This window comes from Vibrio sp. 2132-1 (genome assembly GCF_033344315.1).
The window spans coordinates 1-22,120 of the sequence record NZ_JAWPON010000007.1; the positions used below are offsets into that span (position 1 = coordinate 1).

A 22,120-nucleotide genomic window follows, 5' to 3' on the forward strand; every position below is an offset into this window, starting at 1 on the left:
ACCATTTGATCACATGACAAGATGTGCATCTACCTTAAATTTATGATTTTTATCAAAATCATTAGGGGATTCCTCAGAACTTTGTAGTGCTTCCCTTCTTCAAATTGCGCTGCATGAGCGGTAAAAGTCAGTAAAAGTGCACTACATAAGGCAAGTAGTTTTTTCATTGTTTATTTCCTTGTGGCATTCAAATGCCAAATCATTTCATTTGGTAAAAAGGGGTAAACCCCAAGTAATTTGAGATGAGGAATTAAACAATCGGAGGACGATAAAGCTTGGTGATCACTGTCACTACTTTTTCGACTAGAGGCCTACCAATCAAAGCAAGGCTATAAGGAAGAAGCAGTAAGTCGTTTTGAGATAAGTTGGCGGGAATTTTGACCATGCAGGAAGAGCTACAACTCGTGTGAGATTGTTGTGCCTTATTGATGGCTGACTCATCGTGATGTGATTCTACGCAGTCGTCATTGACGCCAAGTTGTTTGTGCAGAGCAGCCTGTTGAACAATAAGATCGCGTACTTCAATTGTTTTCATCGGAGCGGAAGCCTGCGCCACAGGAGCGACACTACTCAAAAGCATAGCAACTAAGCAAACTATCGCAGTCAACAATGTACGGTTCAACTTCAACATAGCTACATCAAGGAAAATGGTGATTTAAGATAATACATGATAACGGTTTGACTTCAAGATACGGACTCTCGGCTCGCTAACAAACTCTGTTCTTCGACTATTTTAGGCTAGTGAATTTTCTCTCTAACGCTCCCTCAGTACACGAAACCAGCACAACGAGCTATTCACCGTTCGGATACTCCCCTCATCAGATACCAGCAACAATTCGATAAAACTTGAAATCATTATGAAACACGAGTAATAGTTAGAACAGTTTTTGTACGAACAAGGAAAGATCAATGCTTAAAAAAAGATTCTTTAAGACAAAAGATGAAGTCGAAGTCACGTTCGAGCTAGATAAAGATCAGTGGGACTCTGTCCAAATTGCTGGAGACTTCAACAACTGGCAGCCAGAACCGATGAAATTAGTGAAGAAAAGTCGTCAGTTTAAATTTAAAACCCGCTTACCTAAAGCGCGGAATGTTCAGTTCCGTTACTTGCTCGATGACGCGAAGTGGGAAAATGACCCACAAGCTGATGCTTACGTTCCAAATGCATTTGGCAGCGACAACAGCGTCGTATGTACCACCGAATAAGCGGTAATTTCGCTTTAAGATTCCATACCTAGGCGCAAACGTTGCGCCTTTTTACATCTCTCGAAATGTGATTGGTGATTAGATTTAAATCATTAATTGGCAATTTTATCCAATTAACTCATCCGATAACCTTATTCTGAGAAAGCTTTATTTGAAATAATTCGTAAATTTGTTTAAGTTCCATTGATATTAAATATTGTATACATCACTTAAATGAACGCACAACAAATCAAACCATCTCTAATCATTGTGGAAGACGATCCCAAATTACAAACTATGTTGGGAGAGTATTTTGTTGAACAAGGTTTTCAGGTCAAATGTATCGACAATGGGACGGACGCACCTCATGCGATTATTGACACACAACCAGACGTGGTGCTGTTAGATTTGATGCTACCCGGGCAAGATGGTCTGAGTGTATGTCGTCAAATCCGAGAATGCTACAAAGGCAAAGTGTTGATGCTGACAGCAAGTGATGATGACTTCGATCATGTCGCCGCATTAGAAATAGGCGCAGATGACTTTGTTACTAAACCCATCAAACCTCGCGTATTACTGGCTCGTATTCGCATGCTATTAAGAAGAAAAGAGGCGGCGCCTACCGAGTCCGAAAACGGCCTACAAATTGGTGTTCTGTGTTTAAACCGATTGCGTAAATCGTGCGTAATGAACCAAGAAGAAATTGCGCTGACAGACGGCGAGTTCGATTTGTTGTGGGTTCTTGCAACGCATGCTGAAAAAACACTATCACGTGAGTGGCTGACCAAAACACTGCGTGGTATTGAATACGATGGAACAGACCGCACCATTGATAATCGCATAGTGACACTGAGAAAGAAGCTAGGCGATGCTTCTTGCTCACCACAAAAAATCATTACCGTTCGCGGCAAAGGCTACCTATTTATGCCTGATGCATGGAATGAATAATGAGACGGATTTATCTGGAAAGCTTTGTTGGCCTTATCATTCTGTTTATGGCTAGCTTGTGGGGATACGAGTTCTTAGTTTATGAGATCAACACAGATTATGACTACCTGTTACAAGAGCATGAGGGTCAAGCTTTTCACGATCTGATCTACCCTATCTATAAAGAACACGGATTAGAATATACTCAACAACAGTTGGAACAATTTGCCACATCAAGCCATCGTTTGTTGGTGCCTCATACGCTTGAAGAGCTTCCAACAGACATCAAAAAGGCGTTTGAAAATGATACCTCCGTTAACGTCGCTTACGATGAAGAAAGGGATATCTGGTTCCGCCTAGATGCGAGCACGCCTATCTTTAAAATGAGCGATAATCCGAATAGCCCTGTGGTTAAAGCTGCCAACTTTGATGACAATATCGTTTGGTTGTTCTTTTTAGCTGGATTTGCTCTGTATTGCATATTGTTGATCTGGTTCTTAAGCCGTCGGATTCGAGAGCTAGAGAGAGTGACCGTTGAGTTTGCCTCAGGTAACTTCAAGGCTCGAGCTAGTACCTCAAGCGCTAAGTCTGTTGGGACGTTAAACAAAAGCTTTAACACGATGGCCGATAAAGTATCTCGCTTGATCACTAGCAATAAAATGCTAACTAACGCCGTTGCACATGAATTGCGTACCCCAATCTTCCGCTTACAATGGCAAGCAGATTTGTTATCGGATTCAACCTTAACTGAACAACAGAAAAAGTATGTTTACAGTATCGTCGAAGACATTGACGAGATGGAAGAAATGGTTGAAGAATTGCTTTACTACGCAAAGATGGAGCGTCCTGACACAGCATTACAAACTCAAGAAGAAGTCGTCCTATTCAACTTAGTCAAAGAATTACGACAGAGATGGCAAAAAGAGACTACGCTCGCTATCTCGCTTCAAGAAGTAAACTCAGAAAACGTTCTCGCGTTTGCTGACCCAAAATTGTTAAAGCGAGCCTTAGATAACTTGCTGCGCAATGCAATGCGGTACGCAGATAAGCAGATTTTAGTGGAGATAAAACACGATCAGCACCGCTGCTTCATCAATGTTCATGATGATGGCATAGGTATTGAAGAAAAGCATTGGCCTCATCTATTCGAACCATTTTACAGCGCGGATGAATCTCGCAACAAAAAGACGAGCGGGTTTGGGCTCGGTTTGGCGATTGTCAGACAGATAATGGAGCTTCAACGTGGAGAAGTTTCGATTTGCCATAGCCCACTTGGAGGAGCTTGCTTCACACTTAGCCTCAAAAAATCAGACAGTTAACTTAACCTTCCTACCCCGTTTACAGAAGACGACACTTCAATACACTCAAGCGACAGAGCCCAACAATAAAACAGTGTACATTTAATCCATAAGATTCACACACTAAATGGATAGTACTCATGTATAAATCTTTTATCCTGATTATGGCGCTTACTTCTACGCTTACAGCTTGCGCCTACAACCAAAAACCTGTCGTCGACATGACCAATGTTGACCCTAGTACATATGAACAAGACTTTCTTTACTGCCAAGGCTATGCAGAAAATGTCGACAAATCAGAGGCAGCGAAATCTGAAGCCACTAATGGGGCAGTTACAGGCGCATTGATCGGCGCAGCTGCTGGTGCGCTAGAAGACGGATTAGGTGGAGCGGCTGTCGGTGCTGCTGCCGGCGGTGCTGTAGGAGCTGGAGCTGGTGCTTTGAGTGGAACAAATGATTCAACCAAAACCCAATCTCTCGTATTGCGTAAATGTCTCCAGAACAAAGGCTATACCGTCTACGATCTTGATTAAATAAGCACTTTTCTTAAATTATCGCGCGATGGATTCTATTCACAAATGTTTCACGCTGTAACGATTAATCTCGTTACCTCTCTGGGATATGTGTTCCATCCCAATGCTTAAATAGTAAGGTCATATTTTGAAGCCAGGTAAAACAGGTATACGCCGTGTCATGGATGCGACCGGCTATTCATTTCAAGGATTGAAAGCCGCATGGACACACGAAGCCGCTTTTAGACAAGAATTGATTCTCGCCTTGGTGCTTTCCGTCTGTGCTTTTTTCCTTCCTGTCACCACATACGAAAGAGTGCTGATGATCAGTAGCCTGTTCTTGGTATTGATCGTCGAACTCATTAATTCCGCCGTAGAAGCGGTTGTCGACCGTGTTAGCGATGACTGGCACGAGCTCAGTGGTAGAGCCAAAGATATTGGTTCAGCAGCAGTATTTGTTGCGTTAACTCTTGCCCTTTTTATTTGGGCTTCGTTCTTGCTCTAATTTTTATTCAAGACACTCATTATGAAGACACATGATTTACAACAGAGAGGTATCTCTTACGTTACCTTTACTTTCCTGTTGGCGCTGTATTTCGCTCTCGTCGTAAACATCCCTATTTATAAAGAACTGATCGGCATCTTTACACACTTAGATAATGTCAAGATTGGATTTATTATCACAATACCAATTTTCTTTCTTGCCGCGCTCAATTTCCTTTTTAATTTATTTAGTTGGCCTTGGATCGGCAAGCCGTTCTTTATAATTTTAATCATTGTTTCAAGTATGGTGAGCTACGCAAGCTATAACTATGGCACACTTTTCGATTCTGGAATGATTGCCAATATTGTTGAAACCGATTCGAGCGAGGCGAGTTCTTACCTGAGTGCTCACTCTGTAATTTGGACGCTGATTATGGGAGTTATCCCAGCGATAATTATCTTTAAGGTCAAGCTGCAATCTCAACGTCACCAATTACTGTACTTCTCTGTTACCAAATTAGTATCGATGCTGTCGTCGCTAGCTGTCATCGCCGTCATTGCCAGCGTGTACTATCAAGACTACGCATCTGTAGGGCGCAACAATAGCCACCTAAAAAAAATCATCATACCCACCCAGTTCGTTTACAGCGCGACCGGGTATGTGAAGGAGAAATATTTCACCACGCCAGAGCCATATCGAGAAATCGGCACAGATGCAAAGCAGTCAGATAGCGCCGTACAGCAAGCACAGCGCAAACCAACACTACTGGTTTTTGTCGTAGGAGAAACCGCTCGAACGCAGAACTACCAACTCAATGGCTATACACGAGAGACAAACCCTTATACTAGTAAACTGGATGTTATCTCATTTCAAGACGTCGCGTCTTGTGGCACCGCGACTGCTGTATCTGTGCCTTGTATGTTTTCACAGCTCACGCGAAACGAGTTTGAACGCACCAAAGCGGATAACCAGGACAATGCTCTCGATATAATGCTGCGCGCTGGGGTTGACCTCATTTGGAAAGAAAATGACGGTGGGGATAAAGAAGTAGCCCACAAGATCAAGAAAATTGAAGTGGATCGAAAGCAAGTAAACCCTATGTGTAATGGCCAAACTTGTTACGACATGGCGCTATTAGATCATTTTGATCAGGAAGTCGCGGATATGCACGGTAACCGAGTGGTCGCCATGCACCTTATAGGAAGCCACGGTCCGACCTACTTTCAGCGTTACCCAAGAGACAACGCCTTCTTTAAACCAGACTGTCCACGTGCAGACATCGAAAACTGTAGCATCGAACAAATAGTGAACACATATGACAATACAATACGCTACACCGATCTTGTATTGGCAGAAACCATCAAAAAACTTAAAGCGTTAGAGTCTGAGTATAATACCGCGCTAATTTACATATCGGATCACGGTGAGTCACTAGGCGAAAACGGATTGTTCTTACATGGTATGCCTTATGGCCTTGCACCAGATTTCCAAAAACGTGTTCCTTTGATTATGTGGCTGTCTTCGGGCTTTAAACAAGCGAAGCAGATCAATACCGACTGTTTGTATAAACAAGCACAGAATGCAGGCCAATACTCACATGATAACGTGTTCCACTCTTTATTAGGCATTATGGATGTACAAACTCAAGCCTACGATAGCAAGTTAGATATATTCAAAGCCTGCCGAGCCGTTTCCTAAATCATTCAATAAAGCCTGGCTCAAAGTGTGAACCAGGCTTTTTCTAACAAGGTATTTAAACTCATCGCCACGCCAAGCGTTATACTGACAGTCCGCGATCCATACATCGAGATAAGGACTAGGATGAAAATTGGTATTATTGGTCTAGGGGATATCGCTCAGAAAGCGTACCTTCCTGTTATCACTCAGCTTCCAAATATCGAACTTGTATTTTGTACCCGCAACCCAAACACACTTGAGAGCCTGGCTAAGCAGTATCGAATCTCAGAGATCTGCCAAGACTACCAGCAACTTCTACACTTTGGCGTCGATGCCGTCATGATTCATGCGGCAACAAGCGTACACCCTCAAATAGCGGCATTTTTTCTGCAGCATGGAATTCCAACCTTTGTCGACAAACCATTAGCGAACAGTGCTGATGACGTGGAAAAGCTGTACGACATTGCCGAAAAAGAGAGACAGCCACTCTATGTGGGCTTTAACCGTCGTCACATTCCACTTTACAACCAACATATGCCACAAGTGCAGCAAGGCAACATATATGACTTAAAGTCGCTACGCTGGGAAAAGAACCGTCACCAACTACCGGGGGATGTTCGTACCTTTATATTTGATGATTTTATTCACCCATTAGACAGCGTTAACGTCACAGCCAAAGCCGATCTAAAAGATGCTTATGTAACTCATCAACTTGAAGGTGGTCAGTTGGCGCGTTTAGATATTCAGTGGCAACATGGAGATACTTTGCTCCACGCCTCGATGAATCGCCACTTCGGTATCACTACAGAGCGCGTTCAAGCTTGTTATGCAAACAAGGCAGTTGAGTTCGACTCCTTCGTTGAAGGCAAACTATGGCAAGCTAACCAAGAGCAAAAAATCAATTTGAAAGACTGGACGCCAATGCTGACGAGTAAAGGTTTCCATTCGATGTTGCTCGATTGGTTTGGCGTCGTTGAGTCTGGAAATATTGCTGATGAAGTAGTAACACGCAACATTGCCAGCCATCGATTGGCAGAGCAAATTTGTCAATATCTCGAGAAAGTTGTCTCTAGATAATGCGATTCTTGGCTATATGCTTGATTGAGTATTACGCTCTATACTAAAAAGACTTGCCTTAGGGAAGGCATTCATTCTCTGTTAAGACTACGGCGATTATTCTATCAATCAGGTGAATGAGGGCACAAAAGCACACATCGACAAAACAGACGGTTTAGATTTGTTTTACGGTGCTCTCAGGTATCTGAATCATCACATTCAAGAATAAAGGAAATAGAATGAGAACACTTGGTAACATCATTTGGTTTGTATTTGGTGGCGTATTTATGGGGTTGCTATGGTGGTTTTTTGGTATTTTGGCCTTTATTAGCATCATCGGAATACCTTGGGGGCGTGCGTGTATCGTTATGGGTAATTTTTCCTTTTTCCCATTCGGTAAAGAGGCCATCTCACGCGATGAATTGACCAATGAAATGGACATTGGCACGAGTCCGCTCGGCGTTATTGGTAACGTCCTTTGGTTTGTATTTGCAGGCCTTTGGTTAGCTATCGGTCACGTACTTTCTGCCGCAGCATGCTTTGTCACCATAATCGGCATTCCGTTTGCGCTCCAACACCTCAAGCTAGCGGTTATTTCACTCGCACCAATTGGTAAAACGGTTGTATCGTCAGAAGAAGCTGCAATGGCTCGATACAACATCAATCGTTAGCAAAAAGCTAATGCGCTTTCTATCCTCTGGGCAGTCATGCTCAGAGGGTAACGCCCGTCAAAAGTAAGCCTATAATCGCTATCGCATATTCAATAATGGCTGATTGTATATTCATACCGTCACCTTTACGTTGAAGTTTATCCTAGCTCAGCACTGCTTTACTTTTATAATTAATCAATACACCCAAGTGAGTTCAAGATGCTAGACTCATAGCGTCGTCACTGATTCAAACTCCAAGAACGACGTAACGAAAAAGCGAGCTATCCTATGCTCGAAATATGGGTTCTTTCCCCCTCGAAGTAGAGTTCAACAACAAAAAAGACGAACTATAAGCATAGCCAAAATTAATGCTTTTCGACCTAAAATATCTCACATCAATCAAAGAAAGCTTCTAAGATTTTCTCTTTTTGAGTAAATATAGACAGTTACAGTAGCGAAATTCTTCTCGGTAAAAATCCCCACTCAATCTCATGATCAGTTTTTTAAAAAAACAACAAAAATTCGTTGTTATCTAGAGTAATTATTTTATTTGTCGCAGAGCAATTCCATCAATATCATTTGCGACATCGGAGTGCTAGAGCATTGAAATTTTTAGCATTTATCACAGGTATAGAACGTAAAAAAACTTTTATTACTTATTTTTCTTTTTTACATATGTTCTAACTCAACGTCTATTCAGACAGGAATATACCGTGGATAAATATCAAGCAGCTTATGCTAAACGTCTAGAGAAACTAAATGGGGATCCATCTCCTAAAACGATAGCCCGCCTTTCGGCTTGGGATGCGTTTTTTAACAAGGAGTACGAGCTCCAAGACTTGGAATACCAGCTATCGGACGCTGCGCACCAGCACTATGAACAGTCGCATGCGAAGAGCGACATTAGCTTCAAAGAATTCAAACGAGCGTTCTATAATGAATCCATCAAAATTTACAATTTAACTGATGGCGCTTCTATCCAGAAAGTATTCACCCCATTACTTTTGCTTACAACGCTCTGGATAGTGTTTGTATGCCTATTTAACAAGTGATCATCAAACTATTCCAACAACGATCAGTATGGGACTACAGGTATGGCTCTATGTAAGGGGGCTAATTCGCTCGGTCTCCTTCACTAAATTAGCGACTCAATTACCCGCAATTCCATAAGCTAAAAGTGACAAGGGCATCCGTTGATGCCCTTTTTATTCAAAGGAACGCAACCAATAGACCTTTGGCCCACTTGGGTATAAAACCATTATGCGTTAAGCTGCACGCTATTATCCGATTGATAAAGAGTGGAGCGAAGTGATGGAAAAAGTAGGCTCTCGAGCATTGATTGTCGAAGGTGGAGCCATGCGAGGCGTATTTTCATGCGGCATACTCGATCATTTTCTTGCTAGCGAGTTCTCTCCATTTGATAGCTTTTGGGGAGTGTCTGCGGGTGCTAGCAACTTGGCTGCCTACTTAGCTAAAATGCCCGGACGTAACTTAAAAATCTACCTCGATTACAGCTTAAGAAAAGAATTTATCTCTCCATCTCAACTTCTACGTGGTGGTGATATGATGAACTTAGACTGGATGTGGAATGTCACCCTCGAAGAACTTGGAATCGATAAATCTGCGCTCAAAGCTGATTCACGACCTTTCTTTTTAGGCGTGACGCGTCAAGACAATGGGCAAGCGGAGTACCACCTTCCTGATGTCGACGACTTGGCAGAAACAATGAAAGCCAGCAGCGCACTGCCTGTACTTTACCGAAATGGCGTATCACTGAACGGAATTCAATACGTTGATGGTGGCGTCTCAGACGCACTTCCTGTTGCAGAAGCAATAAAGCGAGGAGCCAAAAAGATTATGGTTTTACGCAGTCAGCCCGCAAGCTATCAAAAGCCAAGAGGAAAATTCAGCGCCCTAACTAGGAGGATGTTGAAAGAAACGCCCGGATTAATTGAACCTATGTTGACACGTGAAGTTCGCTACAATCAGACCTTAGCGCTGATCAACAACCCACCACCTGGTATCGAAATCATTCAAGTGTGTCCTCCTGAAACATTCAAGTTGAAACGGCTGAGTCGATCGCCAGCACCACTGCGTCATGCTTATGAGTTAGGAATTGAAGCAGGAAAGGAAGCCATCATACGCTGGAGTCAGAAGTAGAAAAAAGCCACGTGGATTAAACGTGGCTAACGCAAATTCGATGGCAGTGGATTATCGTATTTGCTTCTGGTCGAGCCCAATATTCAGGCTCAAAACTGTTTTAATTTGCTCGCTAACTGAGAAAGCGAGTAGGCTGTCAAAACTAGTAAGTTTCAAACAACCCAGAGTTGTAGTCTTGGATGGCTTGTTCTATCTCTTCCATGCTATTCATGACAAAAGGGCCATAATGCACCACGGGTTCATTAATTGGCTCACCTATAAAGATCAGTGCACCACTCTCTTTTTCGGCCTGTAATTCAACCCATTCACCTTTCGATAAAATGGCCATTTCGCCTTGATTGATCTCACGACCTTTTAATTGAATACGACCTTTATAGACATAGAGCATCATGTTGTTGTCTTGCTCCGTGTTCAAATTCAAAGCTTGACCACCCATCGCTCTCCAATCGGCTACCGTGGCAGCAACACCTGTCTCTGTTAGCGGCCCCTGAATTCGTTCGTTGTTTATAGTCATATGACCCGCAATCAAACGTACAACCCCCGTATTCGGAGTATCAAACTCAGTGATCGTTTCAGGTTGAAAGTCATGATATTGAGCTGGCTGCATCTTATTTTTCGCAGGCTGGTTAATCCAAATTTGGAAACCATGCAGTTCGCCTTCCTTCATAATAGGCATTTCGCTATGGATGACGCCTCTTCCTGCCGCCATCCACTGTGCACCACCGGAACGAAGCTCGCCAACATTATCCATATGATCACGATGCTGGAAATGACCTTTCAACATATAAGTAAGCGTCTCGATACCGCGGTGCGGATGCGGAGGGAAACCGCCGATATAGTCAGCGCGGTCTTCTGATTTGAGTTCATCCATCATCAAAAATGGAGAAAAGCTAGCATGATTGAAACCCGCTACACGGCGAATTTTCACTCCATCACCATCAGCAGTAGGTTGCGCAGGAATAAGCTGACGAATTTCTCTGAATGTACTCATACTAGTTCTCCTAGTTTATCTTTGTGACCGTTTACAAATCGCATGTTCAATCTATGGCTATCGATAAGGTTCTATTTTAGGTTGATGAGCTAAAATTATGAGCCATACTATTCGTTCTACTTATTCAACTTTTTCGAACAATACAATTTATCGAGTTAATAATGAGCACATTTAATTTATCTAAAATAAATGTAGCTATTTTCTAAACAAGGTGTATAGTGTGCCTTGGCTCTTAGAAGAGAGCTGTTAATGCAACATTTAGTTTAAGTTTCCTCTCAGTAAAATCTTGAATCCCCAATTCAGACACCTGCGTACAACTTCCTCTTGATTGAACATTCAATAGCTTAGAAAAGATCCACAAAACAAATCATAATTTTAATGTTTAATTCAAAGGTATTTTTATGTCTAAAGTAACTGGTTCAGTAAAATGGTTTAACGAAACTAAAGGCTTCGGTTTTCTATCTCAAGACAACGGCGGCCAAGATGTATTCGTACACTTTAACGCTATCGTTTCTGACGGTTTCAAAACACTGACTGAAGGTCAGAAAGTAAGCTTCAATGTAGAGCAAGGTAAAAAAGGTCCTCAAGCGACTGAAGTAACTCCTCTATAAGACTGCTTTTCTTGGTGTAGCATGCCCATGCTGCACCAAACCTCTCTCCTTCAAAAATATTCTTTCATCAATCACTCAGCCTAATTTTAGGCATTGCTTTGTGCTATCTAAAATAAACTGAATAGTACTGCTTAATTTATTATTTATAGGAAAAATCATGTCCTCAAAAAGAACTGGCCGTCAAAGGCATTGGTATCAATTACTTAACAAAGAGAAAATCACTAAAAAACAGGAGAATAAATGTTAGAAATTGAATTTAATTTAGAACAACCTCAAACCTCTTGGAACGCTAAAATACATCAATTAAATGGTGATATTTTACGAAGGCACGTATTACCGAAACTTCTTTCTCATAGCTTCATGATCGATTTTGAATATTGTGAGAAAACGCAATCTGGAACTATTCTCTGTGATTCAGGTTCAAAGTTAGGAAGTTTTACTGTTAACTGATTCAGTTTTCATGCATTAATGGATAATGCAACTAATTTGGAAGGTATCCAATGGCTAGAAAAAGTAAGAAGCAGTCAGAAAAAGACAAAAAAGAGTCTGAACAAAACGCGGCGGCGGTAAAGCAGAAAACTCGACGCCGCATAGAAGACATTATGGAACAAAGAGAATTTGATAAGTTATTCGATCTATAAATGCTCTCTAGTGCTTTCTCTGCCTTTATCGTTGTGCAAGGTACCGCCACCTACCTTTGCTCAAACGAATCTCCACTCTTTTAGACTACTCTTCTAATTACACGTGCCTCTCACACACGCAAAAACAACTGGCTCCTCTATACTCAAGTGACTTGCAAATAGTCGTTTCGCTCACAGGAAAACCCGTGACTAATGACAGTTAGGTTATTTGCGTATAGCCAAAGCGATATTTTTGCGTATAATCCCTCTCGTTTGCTTCGTATAACCCCAATGATATGGTTTGGGGGTCTCTACCAGTTCCCGCAAAGTGCTGATTACGAAGAGTTGAGATCATCGTGGGTCTTACTCTTTGTGATAGCGTTCGATTTATTTCTATCTATACCTATTCTTAGAGTAACTGCATCCACAATACACATAAGGTGGAATATGAACGCATTTATTCAAGGTCTTCCAAAAGTAGAGCTGCACTTACATATCGAAGGTTCACTTGAGCCGGAACTCTTATTCAAATTAGCAAAACGAAACGGCATCGAGATCCCTTACTCTTCTCCGAGTGAACTACGCAGCGCATATCAGTTTACAGACTTACAATCATTTCTCGACCTCTATTACCAAGGAGCGGGAGTTCTGCGTACGGAGCAAGATTTTTACGATCTCACTTGGGAATACTTACTGCACTGTAAAGAAGACAACGTTATTCATACCGAAATCTTTTTTGACCCTCAAACACACACAGAACGCGGCATAGACTTTGACACTGTTATCAATGGAATCGCTCGTGCGCTAAAAGATGGTCACGAAAAACTTGGCATTACCTCGCAAATTATTGCGTGTTTTCTCCGTCACCTTTCAGAAGAGAGCGCCATAGAGACCCTACAGGCTATTCTGAAACACCGTGATAAGATCATTGGTGTTGGACTAGATTCTTCAGAACAAGGTCATCCGCCAGCTAAATTCAAGCGCGTATTTAAACAAGCAGTAGAAGAAGGCTTACTTACCGTTGCTCACGCAGGTGAAGAAGGCCCCGCACAAAATATTAGCGATGCAATTGAAATGCTTTACGTGAGCCGCGTGGATCACGGTGTTCGCTGTGTTGATGATGAAGCATTAGTTGAATCCTTAATCGAAAGCCAAATGCCACTGACAGTGTGTCCGTTATCGAATCTTAAGCTATGTGTATTCGACGATATGAAAGATCACAATATTGTGGATTTGCTACGAAAAGGTGTCGCTGTAACGATTAACTCAGACGATCCTGTGTACTTTGGTGGCTACATGACGGATAACTTTCTGGCCGTCAACAACGCACATCCAATGAGTAAGAGTGAACTTGCCCAATTTACAATGAACGCGATTGATGCCAGCTTTATCGATAACGAGTTAAAGGCGAAATATCGTCACCTTGTTAGCCAATACGTAAACCAGCACGAAGCTTTGCAATAAAGGCATCAGTGCCACGCCTTAGGCCAAACGCGTAGGTATTAAAACCCTACAAAAACTCTGTGGTTAACCGCATTTATAAACGCTAGACTGAGAAAGCTAAACTAGCACACAAAAAGGAATAGAATCATGATTCAACAAGGCCAAGCTCTACCAGTTGCAACTCTAAGTGAGTTGACTGCCGATGGTATGGTGAACCACGACGTTACAGAACTGTTTGCGAACAAGAAAGTCGTACTCTTTGCTGTACCTGGCGCATTCACCCCTACCTGTTCAGAAGCCCATCTACCAGGCTATGTGGTATTAGCTGATGAGCTAAAGGCAAAAGGTGTTGATTTAATTGCGTGCGTTTCTGTAAACGATGCATTTGTGATGCAAGCGTGGGGCGAAGCTCAAAACGCTTCTGAGATTTTGATGTTGGGTGATGGCGACGCTAGCTTTACTAAAGCATTAGGTCTTGAAATGGATACAGGCGGCTTTGGTGGTATTCGCTCACAACGTTACGCAATGATCATTGAAAACGGCACAGTGACTAAGCTAAACGTTGAAGAGCCAAAAGAGTTTGAAGCAAGCAAAGCAGAAACGATTTTAGCGGCGCTTTAAGCTTACTCCTAAATACAAAAACGGAAGCCATCGCTTCCGTTTTTTGTTGGTTAACGCATTCTCACAACACTCGTTTGTTGCTTACGCTGCATTTCCGCAAAAGTCAGCACAAACGGGGATGACTGCTTTACACGGCTTGGTAATGAAGAAAGCGCATTGTAGGCATCCTGCTTCGTTTTAAAATCACCAACAGTTACCGTATACCAACGCGTGCCTCGGCTGTTTTTCCAGTTAACCCAAACCGGATGCTTAGGATCGATATAGCGAATATAATCTTTCACATCTTTTTCTTGCTTTAGCGCGAGTACCTGCATCGTGTAATGGTTTGGGTTTAAATAACCATATGCATCCTGAGAGGTCATGACTCCAACACATTGGCCGCTATCGACCTCCTGCTGGTAAGGCATAGCGCAGCCCATGAGCGATAAAATCAATGTCAAAGATAAAATCTTGTGCACGTGTCACTCCATTCTTGTTCTAGTTTCTTTTCTCTCGCACCCAAAAACACAAAACGCTCTTGGTCAGGTAAAAACACACCCTTACAAGAGGGCCTGTGTTTTAACGCAACGAGTATTCCAAAAACGTAAGGCGACCACGTTGGTCGCCTTAGTAAACTGATTTAATAGAAAATTAACAAGATAGAGTGATATAGACAGAAGTTCGCTACTGTTTAGAACCAGCTAGCGACCAATTGCTTAAACCAGTCTAAAATTCGCTTGAATAAACTGCCTTCCTCCACGGACTCCAATGCAACGAGCTCGGCTTCATTTACGACCTTACCGTCGACTTTGTAAAGCACTTTACCAACCACTTGTTGCTCAGAAATTGGCGCAACTAAATCACCGTTGTATTCAACTTCCGCTTGCAGATTTTTTACATCTCCTTTTGGCAAAGTGAGATAAACATCGTTAGCTACGCCGACAGTAAGCTCGTCTTTTTCGCCCATCCAAACTCGAGCTTTCGCAAGTTCCGCACCCGCCTCAGTCGGCATTACCGTATCGTAAAAGCGGAAGCCATAACTCAACAGCTGCTTGCTTTCTGATTCACGAACATTCTCACTCTTCGCTCCCATCACTACGGCAATCAAACGCATATCACCTTGTGTTGCAGAAGTCGCTAGACTATAACCCGCGCCACTTGTATAACCAGTTTTCATGCCATCGACATTCATACTACGATCACGAAGCAAGCCATTACGGTTGTATTGAGTGATGCCATTGTAAGTAAACGAGGTTTCGCTATACAGCGGATAGATATCAGGTAAGTCACGAATAATCGCTTGGCCCAACTTGGCAATATCATAAGGTGTCGAATATAAACCGTCACTGTCTAGGCCGTGAGGGTTGGTGAATGCCGTGTTAGACAATTCAAGCTTGGCGGCCCAACTATTCATCAAACTCACAAACCCTGATTCACTTCCCGCAACATGCTCAGCAATAGCGACACTGGCATCGTTACCAGATTGAACAATCAGACCACGGTATAAGTCAGACAAAGAAACGGAAGTATTGACTTCAATAAACATTTTTGAAGAATCTGGGAAATTTTTTGCCCAAGCATTTCGGCTGATGACAACCTCATCATTCAACGTAATATTGCCTGTATTAATTTCTTGACCAGCTACATAAGCAGTCATCAACTTCGTTAAACTCGCGGGGTTTAAACGTTTGTGGGCATCACGTTCAACCAGTACTTTCCCCGTATGGAAGTCCATCAAAACATAACCACGAGAACTGAGTTCTGGCGCATTTGGCACAACTGAAGGCGCAGCATAAGCCAACGAGGATACAGCAGCGAACCCTGTAATTAACACTGTGTGTAATATAGTACTTTTTCTCATCATGACATCTTATCTTAGTAGCATTTAAGGCTTACAAACGGTACCCGAATTAATTCAAAGCGCGGGATTACCTAGTTAAAAAACGAGTATATTGAAACGGCGCTCAGTTACAGCCACCTTGTTACGATTGGTTACTTTTACTCAATGTTTGTCGAAAATAATGAGAGGTAGGTAGAGCTTTCGTCTTGAAGAATGAAACAGGAGCGAAAATAATTCCGTAACGCTATGTTTTTTGAGAGGGGAGAAAAAGCGCGCAAGTCAATTCAGGGAGTAAGTTGGTATAGGAAAAGTAGTTGAGCTTTTATCCATATCTAAATAGGAAACAACAAAAACAATCAACAATAAGTCCAGCTAATTACTTACCAAGAAAACATATTGAAAACGCATCATAAAATCGTAATTAATTATCGATAAATTTAAAAACCTAATATTATAATTTATGTAAATTTCATTTATTATTAAACTGGAGAAAAATACAGCTTTCCTTTTTTAAAACTAAGAGACGATTTTTTCGATGTTTTTAGGTTTATCTCATCAGAGAACTTGGTATAACAGTGAGGGATAAGACATCCGGACTTAGCGCGAAAGGATAACCCACTGTTATTTAAGTTCACACGCTGCTTTTTAATGACTAGAGACTTTAAACTGCGGTTACCTTCGGTTTGTGCGGCTATTCTTTGACGTATCCCAACCCAGTACGACTCAAACGACGACATCATACATATCCTCTTTCATGATATAAGCATTAATAATTAAACATCGCTAAAAGCTAAGCTTGTCTTAAATAAAAGTACTAGAAATTGATTTTATTTCTTCAAAACAAATCAACACGCATATTCCACATAAATTTAGTGGTTATGTCAAATATTAATTATCATTAATTTTATTTATAATGGATATAAAATCAGTTTATAATTTTTAAATAATTTAATTATTAGAAAGCAGTATGACCAGTCCATATTTAACATGGAAATATGAGCTTTGTTTCGCATCATAATATATAAATACATTAAAAATTCATCTACGAACTAAATGCTCTTCAAGAGGTGATATAAATTAGCATTTCGAGACTAAATGAGAATAAAAATAGCGCACCGTATATGGTGCGCTATAGATTTGATTAAGGTCACTGTATAAGCATAGATAAAACTAAACTCATTTGACGTAGCTAGGCCAAGATTGCTTATGGTTTAAGTTTCAATACTTTATCAATATCTTCTGCGCTGTGGCGCTCAGGTAACTGCTCCCATTCTTCACCCCATGAACGGTTCACAATTCGACCACGTTTTACCGCTTCACGCTCATCAATTACTTTTGCCCAACGCACAACGTTTTTGTAGCTTTCTACGTCTAAGAATTCAGCCGCATCGTAAGCACGACCCAACACAAGGTTGCCGTACCATGGCCATGTTGCGATATCAGCGATGCTGTACTCATCGCCACCTAGGAATTCATTGTTCGCAAGACGCTTGTCTAATACATCTAACTGACGTTTTGCTTCCATTGTAAAGCGGTTGATTGGGTACTCGAACTTCTCTGGTGCGTACGCGTAGAAGTGACCAAAACCACCGCCTAGATATGGCGCAGAACCTTGCAGCCAGAATAACCAGTTCATTACCTCAGCACGCTTAGCGCCTTCTTTTGGTAAGAAATGATCAAACTTCTCTGCTAGATAAAACAAGATGTTGCCAGATTCAAACACGTTCACTGGCTCAGAACCCGAACGGTCAACCAATGCCGGAATTTTAGAGTTTGGGTTAACAGCCACAAAGCCAGAGCCAAACTGGTCGCCATCGCCAATCTTAATCAGGTATGCATCGTATTCTGCTGCCGTTACGCCAGCCGCCAAAAGCTCTTCAAACATGATCGTCACTTTCTGACCATTTGGGGTACCCATTGAGTAAAGTTGGAATGGGTGCTCACCAACTGGAAGCTCTTGCTCATGACGTGCGCCAGAATCCGGACGGTTGATGCTCGCCCACTGACCGCCGTTTTCATTATCGTTTGTCCAAACTTTTGGTGGAATGTATTCGTTAGCCATTGTTTTCCCTTATTGTGTTTGAATGCATCTTCAAACTGACGGGTCTTACGCGCCAGCAAGCATTATTAACATCACCTCTTCGCCAACTGCGATTAGGCATACTCAAGATATTAGGTCGAATTCGCTAAATAAAAGTCCTGCAATCTCTTTTAGTTAGAACCTTTGGTTATGGGATTTTCTTTCACGCTATAAGTAAAAACGTCGCGATAATGTGAACTAGGTTCGAGATGCCAATAACGAAGAACAGATCAGATTCAACGGCCCATCCATCATCTCCGTCTGAATCAAACTCGTATCGTGGCAACAACTGATCGAGAAAGCGAACCCGTGTAGGTAATCTGCCAATAGATCCAAACTGTCTTTCTCCACTTGCGGAGACAGTGCCAAAGGCTGAACAATGATTTGATAGCGCTCGGTAAACACTTGAGCAGGGCCATACGATGTCATGCTCAGCATGGTTTGCAATAACCCGTTGTACTCACGCAGCAGTTCAATGTAGCTAATACACAAATTTTTGAGTTCGCCTTGCCAATCTTCATTCACTTTCGGTTGATAAATTTCCTCCACCAGCGATGTGGTCAACGCTTCAAGCAACGCATTCTTGTTTTTGAAGTAGTAATAGATCGCCATAGGATCCACATTTAATTGCGTCGCTAACGAGCGAATACTTGGTACCTTGCTATCCTTTTTCATCAATGACTTAGCTGTATCTAGGATGCTTTCTGCGCTTAACTGCGACTGCTTAGCGGCTGGTCTCCCGCGTTTCTTTTCGTTGACAGACATTTGATCTTCTCGATAAACTCATACTTATTCTACATTGTAGAATTAATTTTAAACCATACTTTAGCTTGGCTCAAGCATCACCATTTTGATGAGGTACTCATGGCAAATATCGTATTTATTGCAACCAGTCTGGACGGTTACATCGCAGATAAGCAGGGCAAACTCGACTGGCTACATTCAGTACCAAATCCAGACAACATTGATACTGGTTTCTTCTCACTGATGGAGCGTATTGATGGCTTGGTAATGGGGCGCAACACCCTAGATGTCGTACTGAGCTTTGATTGCGATTGGCCATACAGCAAACCTGTGTTTGTACTCAGCAATACCATGACAGAAGTGCCACAAGGCTACGAAGACAAAGTCTTTCTAGTAAAAGGCGAGCAAAAAGATGTGCTTGCGGAGCTAAACGCAAAAGGCTTTAACGATCTTTACATCGACGGCGGAGTGACGATTCAGAACTTCCTGAAAGAAGATCTTATCGATGAAATGGTGATCACGCGCTTCCCTATCCTACTTGGCGGCGGCGCACCTCTATTTGGGGATTTAGAACAACCGCTAAACTTCAAAGTCACCAAGAATGAAGTTGTTCTGGATACCTTAGTTCAAACAACTTACGTGCGTGATAGGCAGTTAAGTTAGATAGTTAGAAAGAAAAACGCCCTTCACTAAATCAATGAAGGGCGTTTTAATGTATTCGAAACCGTTACTTAGCTGATTCAAACAAACCAGTTATACCTTTCAAAGGGAAAAGCCTTGCTTGTTCCAACCCTATCAACGTTACTTTACTAAGGTCATCAATAAAGAAACGACTGGTCATCGTGTGTTTGCCACCATTAATGAAAATCTCGATGACAGAATTGTCGATATATATATCAATCGTCTGCTTAGCGTCCAATCTTGGTGCTTTTCGAATGCTACCAAATTCTTCTGCGTACAAATGAGACATGTGACGACGGTCCAGCATAAACTCGTGCTCTGTCGCACTAAAGACGATGTTGTCACCTTTGAGGTTACTCAGCTCAAGTTCAAAGCCATCGCCCTCAAGGTCTAATTGGATCAAACAACTTGTGCTTTCCAGTGTATGGGATTGTGCAAAGACCACCTCTTCTTTTCTTAAACTCTTCAGCTCAGGGAGCGGAGCTTGAACAAGAAAACCATCTTTCAACGTTAGTTCTCTAGGAAGAGACAACATTCCTGCCCACTGGTGTGTGACCGATGGTGTGTCGATTTCTGGCAACCCTATCCATGCAATAAGAATGCGACGCCCATTCTCATCTAAATAGGTTTGTGGGGCGTAGAAATCAAACCCATAATCTGGCTGCAAAATATCTTGGTGGTTTTCTAAAATCATCGACTCTAGGTTCAACTGATCACCCACGATATACGCAGCAGAATAGATGTTTTTGAAATCATAAGGATTATTACTGCTCACGCCCTGTGGAGAAAACAGCATCACCGATTGACCATTAATCTCAAAGAAATCAGGACACTCCCACATGTACCCAAGGTCAGAAAACTTGGTCTTGATAGGACCTTTATGCTGCCACGTTTTCAAATCTTTGCTTTGATAGAGCGCCATTGAACCATGCTCAGTTTTGGTTTGAGCACCCACCACCATCAAATAGTCGTCGCCTTTCTTCCAAACTTTTGGATCACGAAAGTGCTCCGTGTAATGTTCGTTCTCAATGACCACACCATGCTTTTCAATGTTGCCATCTGAATCCATGGTGGCAAAGCACTGTGCTGGAATTCGATTCCAGTTTTGGTCACGCTTATTACCAGTAAAAAACAGCAAAGCCTTGTTGTTTTCCACCAAAGCACCGCCCGAATAGACACCATGTGAATCGTAGTCTTGGTCGGGATGAAGACCCACACCATGATCAGTAAAATGGATGAAGTCTTTAGTAGAAAGGTGGTACCAATACTTCATTCCATGGACTGGTCCCACAGGCGTCCACTGGTAAAAGATGTGGTGCTCACCATTGAAATAGCACAACCCATTTGGGTCATTTAACAGCCCAAATCTAGGGGCGATATGAAAACTAGGAAAGCCTTTATCTTGCTGACGTGAAAGTGTCATTTCTTCGATATCACACTGAGGGATTTGCTCAAGTCGGCGATATCTTTGCTCTACAGTCCAACGGTTGTTTAAGCTCATAATTTTTCTCAACTGAAATTGGATCTGGAGATCATTGCCCAATAAATTGCAGCAATTCTGTCTGGGTCGGAAGCGCGGTCATTGCGCCTTTTTGCGTCGTCGCTAATGCACCACAGCCATTTGCCCATTGAATCGCAGAGCTAACAACAGGATGATTTTTCCAATCGTCATACCTAGACAGGCATGCCAGTAGCCCTCCGACAAAAGCATCACCCGCACCTGTGGTATCAATCGGACTAACGACTTGACCTGTGATCAGTTCACTCTGACTTTCAAAGACGCGCCAAACACCTTTCGCACCTTGTGTCACCAAGACCAAAGCAATATTCAAAGCGGCTATTTGTTGTAAACCTTGCGCCATCGATGTTGAGTCAGTTAAGAACAAAAGCTCTTCTTCAGAGAACTTAACCACATCGGCCATCGCTACAGCCTTCATCACGACAGCTTGGATTTCTGATTGATCTTGCCACACTTCATCACGCAAGTTAGGGTCAAAGCTAATGAAACCACCAGCGGCTTTTACTCTTTTGATCGCCTCAAATGTGCTGCTTCGACTTGGCTCATTTGCCAGTGAAATCGAGCAGACATGCAGCCAATCACCTTGCTTAAAGTTAGGGATGTCTTCAACAGACATAAACTGATCAGCGCTCGGTTTTACCATAAACGTAAAGCTGCGCTCACCTTGCTCGTCTAAATCCACCACCACTGTTGATGTTCTTTGCTCAGGATCTTTAACGAGAAACTCCGTGCTCACGCCCTCTTGATCGAGCGTTGATTGCATGAATCGACCAAATGGGTCATCACCTACACGTCCAAAAAACGCACTCTTACCAGATAGACGAGCAATAGCTACGGCGACATTCGCTGGTGCACCACCGGGACATTTGAGTAAAGAAGTCTCAGATTCCGGTATTAGATCGACAACAGCATCACCAGTTACCCACACTTGATTCATCTTGCTTACCTTGAAATTAAAGCCCTGATAGTCCAACGTGTTGAACACCTTCACTACCAAGTAAAAATTGAAAAAGGCTAGCCAAGCCATTAGTGCTTGGCTAGC

24 protein-coding genes, 1 pseudogene and 1 riboswitch are annotated in these 22,120 nt (G+C 42.3%); of the genes and pseudogenes, 16 read left to right on the plus strand and 9 right to left on the minus strand.

Annotated features, from left to right (window positions below; all coding sequences use genetic code 11):
* Nucleotides 1-74: 74 nt before the first annotated feature.
* Nucleotides 75-167 (minus strand): annotated as a pseudogene (locus R8N47_RS09050) (thiol:disulfide interchange protein DsbA/DsbL); the annotation flags it as partial.
* A gap of 83 nt (nucleotides 168-250) precedes the next feature.
* Complete coding sequence (locus R8N47_RS09055) at nucleotides 251-631, minus strand: hypothetical protein (protein WP_025767950.1); 381 nt, start codon at nucleotides 629-631, stop codon at nucleotides 251-253.
* Between the two features lie 278 nt (nucleotides 632-909).
* Here R8N47_RS09055 and R8N47_RS09060 point away from each other — a divergent pair, with 278 nt between their 5' ends.
* From R8N47_RS09060 to R8N47_RS09105, 10 genes are all read left to right on the plus strand, one after another.
* Nucleotides 910-1,206 (plus strand): isoamylase early set domain-containing protein, encoded by a 297-nt coding sequence (locus tag R8N47_RS09060; RefSeq protein WP_053349287.1) that lies wholly within the window; start codon nucleotides 910-912, stop codon nucleotides 1,204-1,206.
* 213 nt (nucleotides 1,207-1,419) lie between these two features.
* Complete coding sequence (locus tag R8N47_RS09065) at nucleotides 1,420-2,133, plus strand: response regulator (protein ID WP_053349288.1); 714 nt, start codon at nucleotides 1,420-1,422, stop codon at nucleotides 2,131-2,133.
* A complete protein-coding gene (locus R8N47_RS09070; protein WP_042522686.1) occupies nucleotides 2,133-3,431 on the plus strand; it encodes an ATP-binding protein in 1,299 nt (432 codons plus the stop codon). Before R8N47_RS09065 ends, R8N47_RS09070 begins: the two co-directional genes overlap by 1 nt.
* 119 nt (nucleotides 3,432-3,550) lie before the next feature.
* A complete protein-coding gene (locus tag R8N47_RS09075) occupies nucleotides 3,551-3,943 on the plus strand; it encodes a glycine zipper family protein (protein ID WP_005373677.1) in 393 nt (130 codons plus the stop codon).
* Nucleotides 3,944-4,070: 127 nt separating this feature from the next.
* On the plus strand, nucleotides 4,071-4,427 hold the full coding sequence (locus tag R8N47_RS09080; RefSeq protein WP_017635149.1) for a diacylglycerol kinase: 357 nt from the start codon (nucleotides 4,071-4,073) through the stop codon (nucleotides 4,425-4,427).
* 21 nt (nucleotides 4,428-4,448) lie between these two features.
* Nucleotides 4,449-6,104: a phosphoethanolamine transferase gene (locus tag R8N47_RS09085; protein ID WP_005373681.1), complete on the plus strand. Its 1,656-nt coding sequence runs from the start codon at nucleotides 4,449-4,451 to the stop codon at nucleotides 6,102-6,104.
* Nucleotides 6,105-6,227: 123 nt separating this feature from the next.
* Nucleotides 6,228-7,160: a Gfo/Idh/MocA family protein gene (locus R8N47_RS09090; RefSeq protein WP_042522689.1), complete on the plus strand. Its 933-nt coding sequence runs from the start codon at nucleotides 6,228-6,230 to the stop codon at nucleotides 7,158-7,160.
* Between the two features lie 218 nt (nucleotides 7,161-7,378).
* The gene (locus R8N47_RS09095) at nucleotides 7,379-7,810 is read left to right on the plus strand and encodes a YccF domain-containing protein (protein ID WP_005373685.1); all 432 of its coding nucleotides are present in this window, start codon (nucleotides 7,379-7,381) and stop codon (nucleotides 7,808-7,810) included.
* A gap of 692 nt (nucleotides 7,811-8,502) precedes the next feature.
* The gene (locus tag R8N47_RS09100) at nucleotides 8,503-8,841 is read left to right on the plus strand and encodes a hypothetical protein (RefSeq protein ID WP_017635147.1); all 339 of its coding nucleotides are present in this window, start codon (nucleotides 8,503-8,505) and stop codon (nucleotides 8,839-8,841) included.
* Nucleotides 8,842-9,100: 259 nt separating this feature from the next.
* Entirely contained in the window at nucleotides 9,101-9,949 is an 849-nt protein-coding gene (locus R8N47_RS09105; protein WP_042522690.1) for a patatin family protein, read from the plus strand.
* A gap of 142 nt (nucleotides 9,950-10,091) precedes the next feature.
* Here R8N47_RS09105 and R8N47_RS09110 read toward each other — a convergent pair whose 3' ends face one another.
* Entirely contained in the window at nucleotides 10,092-10,940 is an 849-nt protein-coding gene (locus R8N47_RS09110) for a pirin family protein (RefSeq protein ID WP_064369375.1), read from the minus strand.
* Nucleotides 10,941-11,341: 401 nt separating this feature from the next.
* Here R8N47_RS09110 and R8N47_RS09115 point away from each other — a divergent pair, with 401 nt between their 5' ends.
* The 5 genes from R8N47_RS09115 to R8N47_RS09135 all read left to right on the plus strand — a co-directional run bounded on the left by R8N47_RS09115 (nucleotide 11,342) and on the right by R8N47_RS09135 (nucleotide 14,235).
* Nucleotides 11,342-11,551 (plus strand): cold-shock protein, encoded by a 210-nt coding sequence (locus R8N47_RS09115; protein WP_005373691.1) that lies wholly within the window; start codon nucleotides 11,342-11,344, stop codon nucleotides 11,549-11,551.
* A 240-nt stretch (nucleotides 11,552-11,791) separates the two neighbouring features.
* Nucleotides 11,792-12,001 (plus strand): hypothetical protein, encoded by a 210-nt coding sequence (locus R8N47_RS09120; protein WP_005373692.1) that lies wholly within the window; start codon nucleotides 11,792-11,794, stop codon nucleotides 11,999-12,001.
* A gap of 50 nt (nucleotides 12,002-12,051) precedes the next feature.
* The gene (locus tag R8N47_RS09125; RefSeq protein ID WP_017633782.1) at nucleotides 12,052-12,192 is read left to right on the plus strand and encodes a PA3496 family putative envelope integrity protein; all 141 of its coding nucleotides are present in this window, start codon (nucleotides 12,052-12,054) and stop codon (nucleotides 12,190-12,192) included.
* A 237-nt stretch (nucleotides 12,193-12,429) separates the two neighbouring features.
* Nucleotides 12,430-12,529, plus strand: a riboswitch (purine riboswitch).
* 89 nt (nucleotides 12,530-12,618) lie between these two features.
* Nucleotides 12,619-13,635: an adenosine deaminase gene (locus R8N47_RS09130; RefSeq protein ID WP_017819853.1), complete on the plus strand. Its 1,017-nt coding sequence runs from the start codon at nucleotides 12,619-12,621 to the stop codon at nucleotides 13,633-13,635.
* A 126-nt stretch (nucleotides 13,636-13,761) separates the two neighbouring features.
* Entirely contained in the window at nucleotides 13,762-14,235 is a 474-nt protein-coding gene (locus tag R8N47_RS09135) for a peroxiredoxin (protein ID WP_005373699.1), read from the plus strand.
* Nucleotides 14,236-14,285: 50 nt separating this feature from the next.
* Here the strand turns inward: R8N47_RS09135 and R8N47_RS09140 are convergent, their stop codons facing one another.
* The 4 genes from R8N47_RS09140 to R8N47_RS09155 all read right to left on the minus strand — a co-directional run bounded on the left by R8N47_RS09140 (nucleotide 14,286) and on the right by R8N47_RS09155 (nucleotide 18,899).
* The gene (locus R8N47_RS09140) at nucleotides 14,286-14,693 is read right to left on the minus strand and encodes an SPOR domain-containing protein (RefSeq protein WP_005373701.1); all 408 of its coding nucleotides are present in this window, start codon (nucleotides 14,691-14,693) and stop codon (nucleotides 14,286-14,288) included.
* Nucleotides 14,694-14,905: 212 nt separating this feature from the next.
* A complete protein-coding gene (locus tag R8N47_RS09145; RefSeq protein WP_017819852.1) occupies nucleotides 14,906-16,075 on the minus strand; it encodes a D-alanyl-D-alanine carboxypeptidase family protein in 1,170 nt (389 codons plus the stop codon).
* Nucleotides 16,076-17,258: 1,183 nt separating this feature from the next.
* Nucleotides 17,259-18,116 carry a glutathione-dependent disulfide-bond oxidoreductase gene (gene yghU, locus R8N47_RS09150; RefSeq protein ID WP_005373705.1) on the minus strand — a complete coding sequence of 286 codons (858 nt, stop codon included), beginning with the start codon at nucleotides 18,114-18,116 and terminating at the stop codon, nucleotides 17,259-17,261.
* Between the two features lie 216 nt (nucleotides 18,117-18,332).
* On the minus strand, nucleotides 18,333-18,899 hold the full coding sequence (locus R8N47_RS09155) for a TetR/AcrR family transcriptional regulator (RefSeq protein ID WP_054576133.1): 567 nt from the start codon (nucleotides 18,897-18,899) through the stop codon (nucleotides 18,333-18,335).
* Nucleotides 18,900-18,998: 99 nt separating this feature from the next.
* Here R8N47_RS09155 and R8N47_RS09160 point away from each other — a divergent pair, with 99 nt between their 5' ends.
* The gene (locus tag R8N47_RS09160) at nucleotides 18,999-19,541 is read left to right on the plus strand and encodes a dihydrofolate reductase family protein (protein WP_054576134.1); all 543 of its coding nucleotides are present in this window, start codon (nucleotides 18,999-19,001) and stop codon (nucleotides 19,539-19,541) included.
* 64 nt (nucleotides 19,542-19,605) lie between these two features.
* On the opposite strand, the gene R8N47_RS09165 is transcribed toward R8N47_RS09160, so the two are convergent.
* On the minus strand, nucleotides 19,606-21,060 hold the full coding sequence (locus R8N47_RS09165; RefSeq protein WP_064354873.1) for a sucrose-6-phosphate hydrolase: 1,455 nt from the start codon (nucleotides 21,058-21,060) through the stop codon (nucleotides 19,606-19,608).
* Between the two features lie 31 nt (nucleotides 21,061-21,091).
* Nucleotides 21,092-22,015: an aminoimidazole riboside kinase gene (locus R8N47_RS09170; protein ID WP_054577739.1), complete on the minus strand. Its 924-nt coding sequence runs from the start codon at nucleotides 22,013-22,015 to the stop codon at nucleotides 21,092-21,094.
* Between the last annotated feature and the right edge of the window lie 105 nt (nucleotides 22,016-22,120).

Coding starts and splice junctions, on each gene's coding strand:
- R8N47_RS09055 (WP_025767950.1), bottom strand. CDS start 631: ATGTTGAAGTTGAACCGTACATTGTTGACTGCGATAGTTTGCTTAGTT.
- R8N47_RS09060 (WP_053349287.1), top strand. CDS start 910: ATGCTTAAAAAAAGATTCTTTAAGACAAAAGATGAAGTCGAAGTCACG.
- R8N47_RS09065 (WP_053349288.1), top strand. CDS start 1,420: ATGAACGCACAACAAATCAAACCATCTCTAATCATTGTGGAAGACGAT.
- R8N47_RS09070 (WP_042522686.1), top strand. CDS start 2,133: ATGAGACGGATTTATCTGGAAAGCTTTGTTGGCCTTATCATTCTGTTT.
- R8N47_RS09075 (WP_005373677.1), top strand. CDS start 3,551: ATGTATAAATCTTTTATCCTGATTATGGCGCTTACTTCTACGCTTACA.
- R8N47_RS09085 (WP_005373681.1), top strand. CDS start 4,449: ATGAAGACACATGATTTACAACAGAGAGGTATCTCTTACGTTACCTTT.
- R8N47_RS09090 (WP_042522689.1), top strand. CDS start 6,228: ATGAAAATTGGTATTATTGGTCTAGGGGATATCGCTCAGAAAGCGTAC.
- R8N47_RS09095 (WP_005373685.1), top strand. CDS start 7,379: ATGAGAACACTTGGTAACATCATTTGGTTTGTATTTGGTGGCGTATTT.
- R8N47_RS09105 (WP_042522690.1), top strand. CDS start 9,101: ATGGAAAAAGTAGGCTCTCGAGCATTGATTGTCGAAGGTGGAGCCATG.
- R8N47_RS09110 (WP_064369375.1), bottom strand. CDS start 10,940: ATGAGTACATTCAGAGAAATTCGTCAGCTTATTCCTGCGCAACCTACT.
- R8N47_RS09115 (WP_005373691.1), top strand. CDS start 11,342: ATGTCTAAAGTAACTGGTTCAGTAAAATGGTTTAACGAAACTAAAGGC.
- R8N47_RS09120 (WP_005373692.1), top strand. CDS start 11,792: ATGTTAGAAATTGAATTTAATTTAGAACAACCTCAAACCTCTTGGAAC.
- R8N47_RS09125 (WP_017633782.1), top strand. CDS start 12,052: ATGGCTAGAAAAAGTAAGAAGCAGTCAGAAAAAGACAAAAAAGAGTCT.
- R8N47_RS09130 (WP_017819853.1), top strand. CDS start 12,619: ATGAACGCATTTATTCAAGGTCTTCCAAAAGTAGAGCTGCACTTACAT.
- R8N47_RS09135 (WP_005373699.1), top strand. CDS start 13,762: ATGATTCAACAAGGCCAAGCTCTACCAGTTGCAACTCTAAGTGAGTTG.
- R8N47_RS09145 (WP_017819852.1), bottom strand. CDS start 16,075: ATGAGAAAAAGTACTATATTACACACAGTGTTAATTACAGGGTTCGCT.
- yghU (WP_005373705.1), bottom strand. CDS start 18,116: ATGGCTAACGAATACATTCCACCAAAAGTTTGGACAAACGATAATGAA.
- R8N47_RS09155 (WP_054576133.1), bottom strand. CDS start 18,899: ATGTCTGTCAACGAAAAGAAACGCGGGAGACCAGCCGCTAAGCAGTCG.
- R8N47_RS09160 (WP_054576134.1), top strand. CDS start 18,999: ATGGCAAATATCGTATTTATTGCAACCAGTCTGGACGGTTACATCGCA.
- R8N47_RS09165 (WP_064354873.1), bottom strand. CDS start 21,060: ATGAGCTTAAACAACCGTTGGACTGTAGAGCAAAGATATCGCCGACTT.
- R8N47_RS09170 (WP_054577739.1), bottom strand. CDS start 22,015: ATGAATCAAGTGTGGGTAACTGGTGATGCTGTTGTCGATCTAATACCG.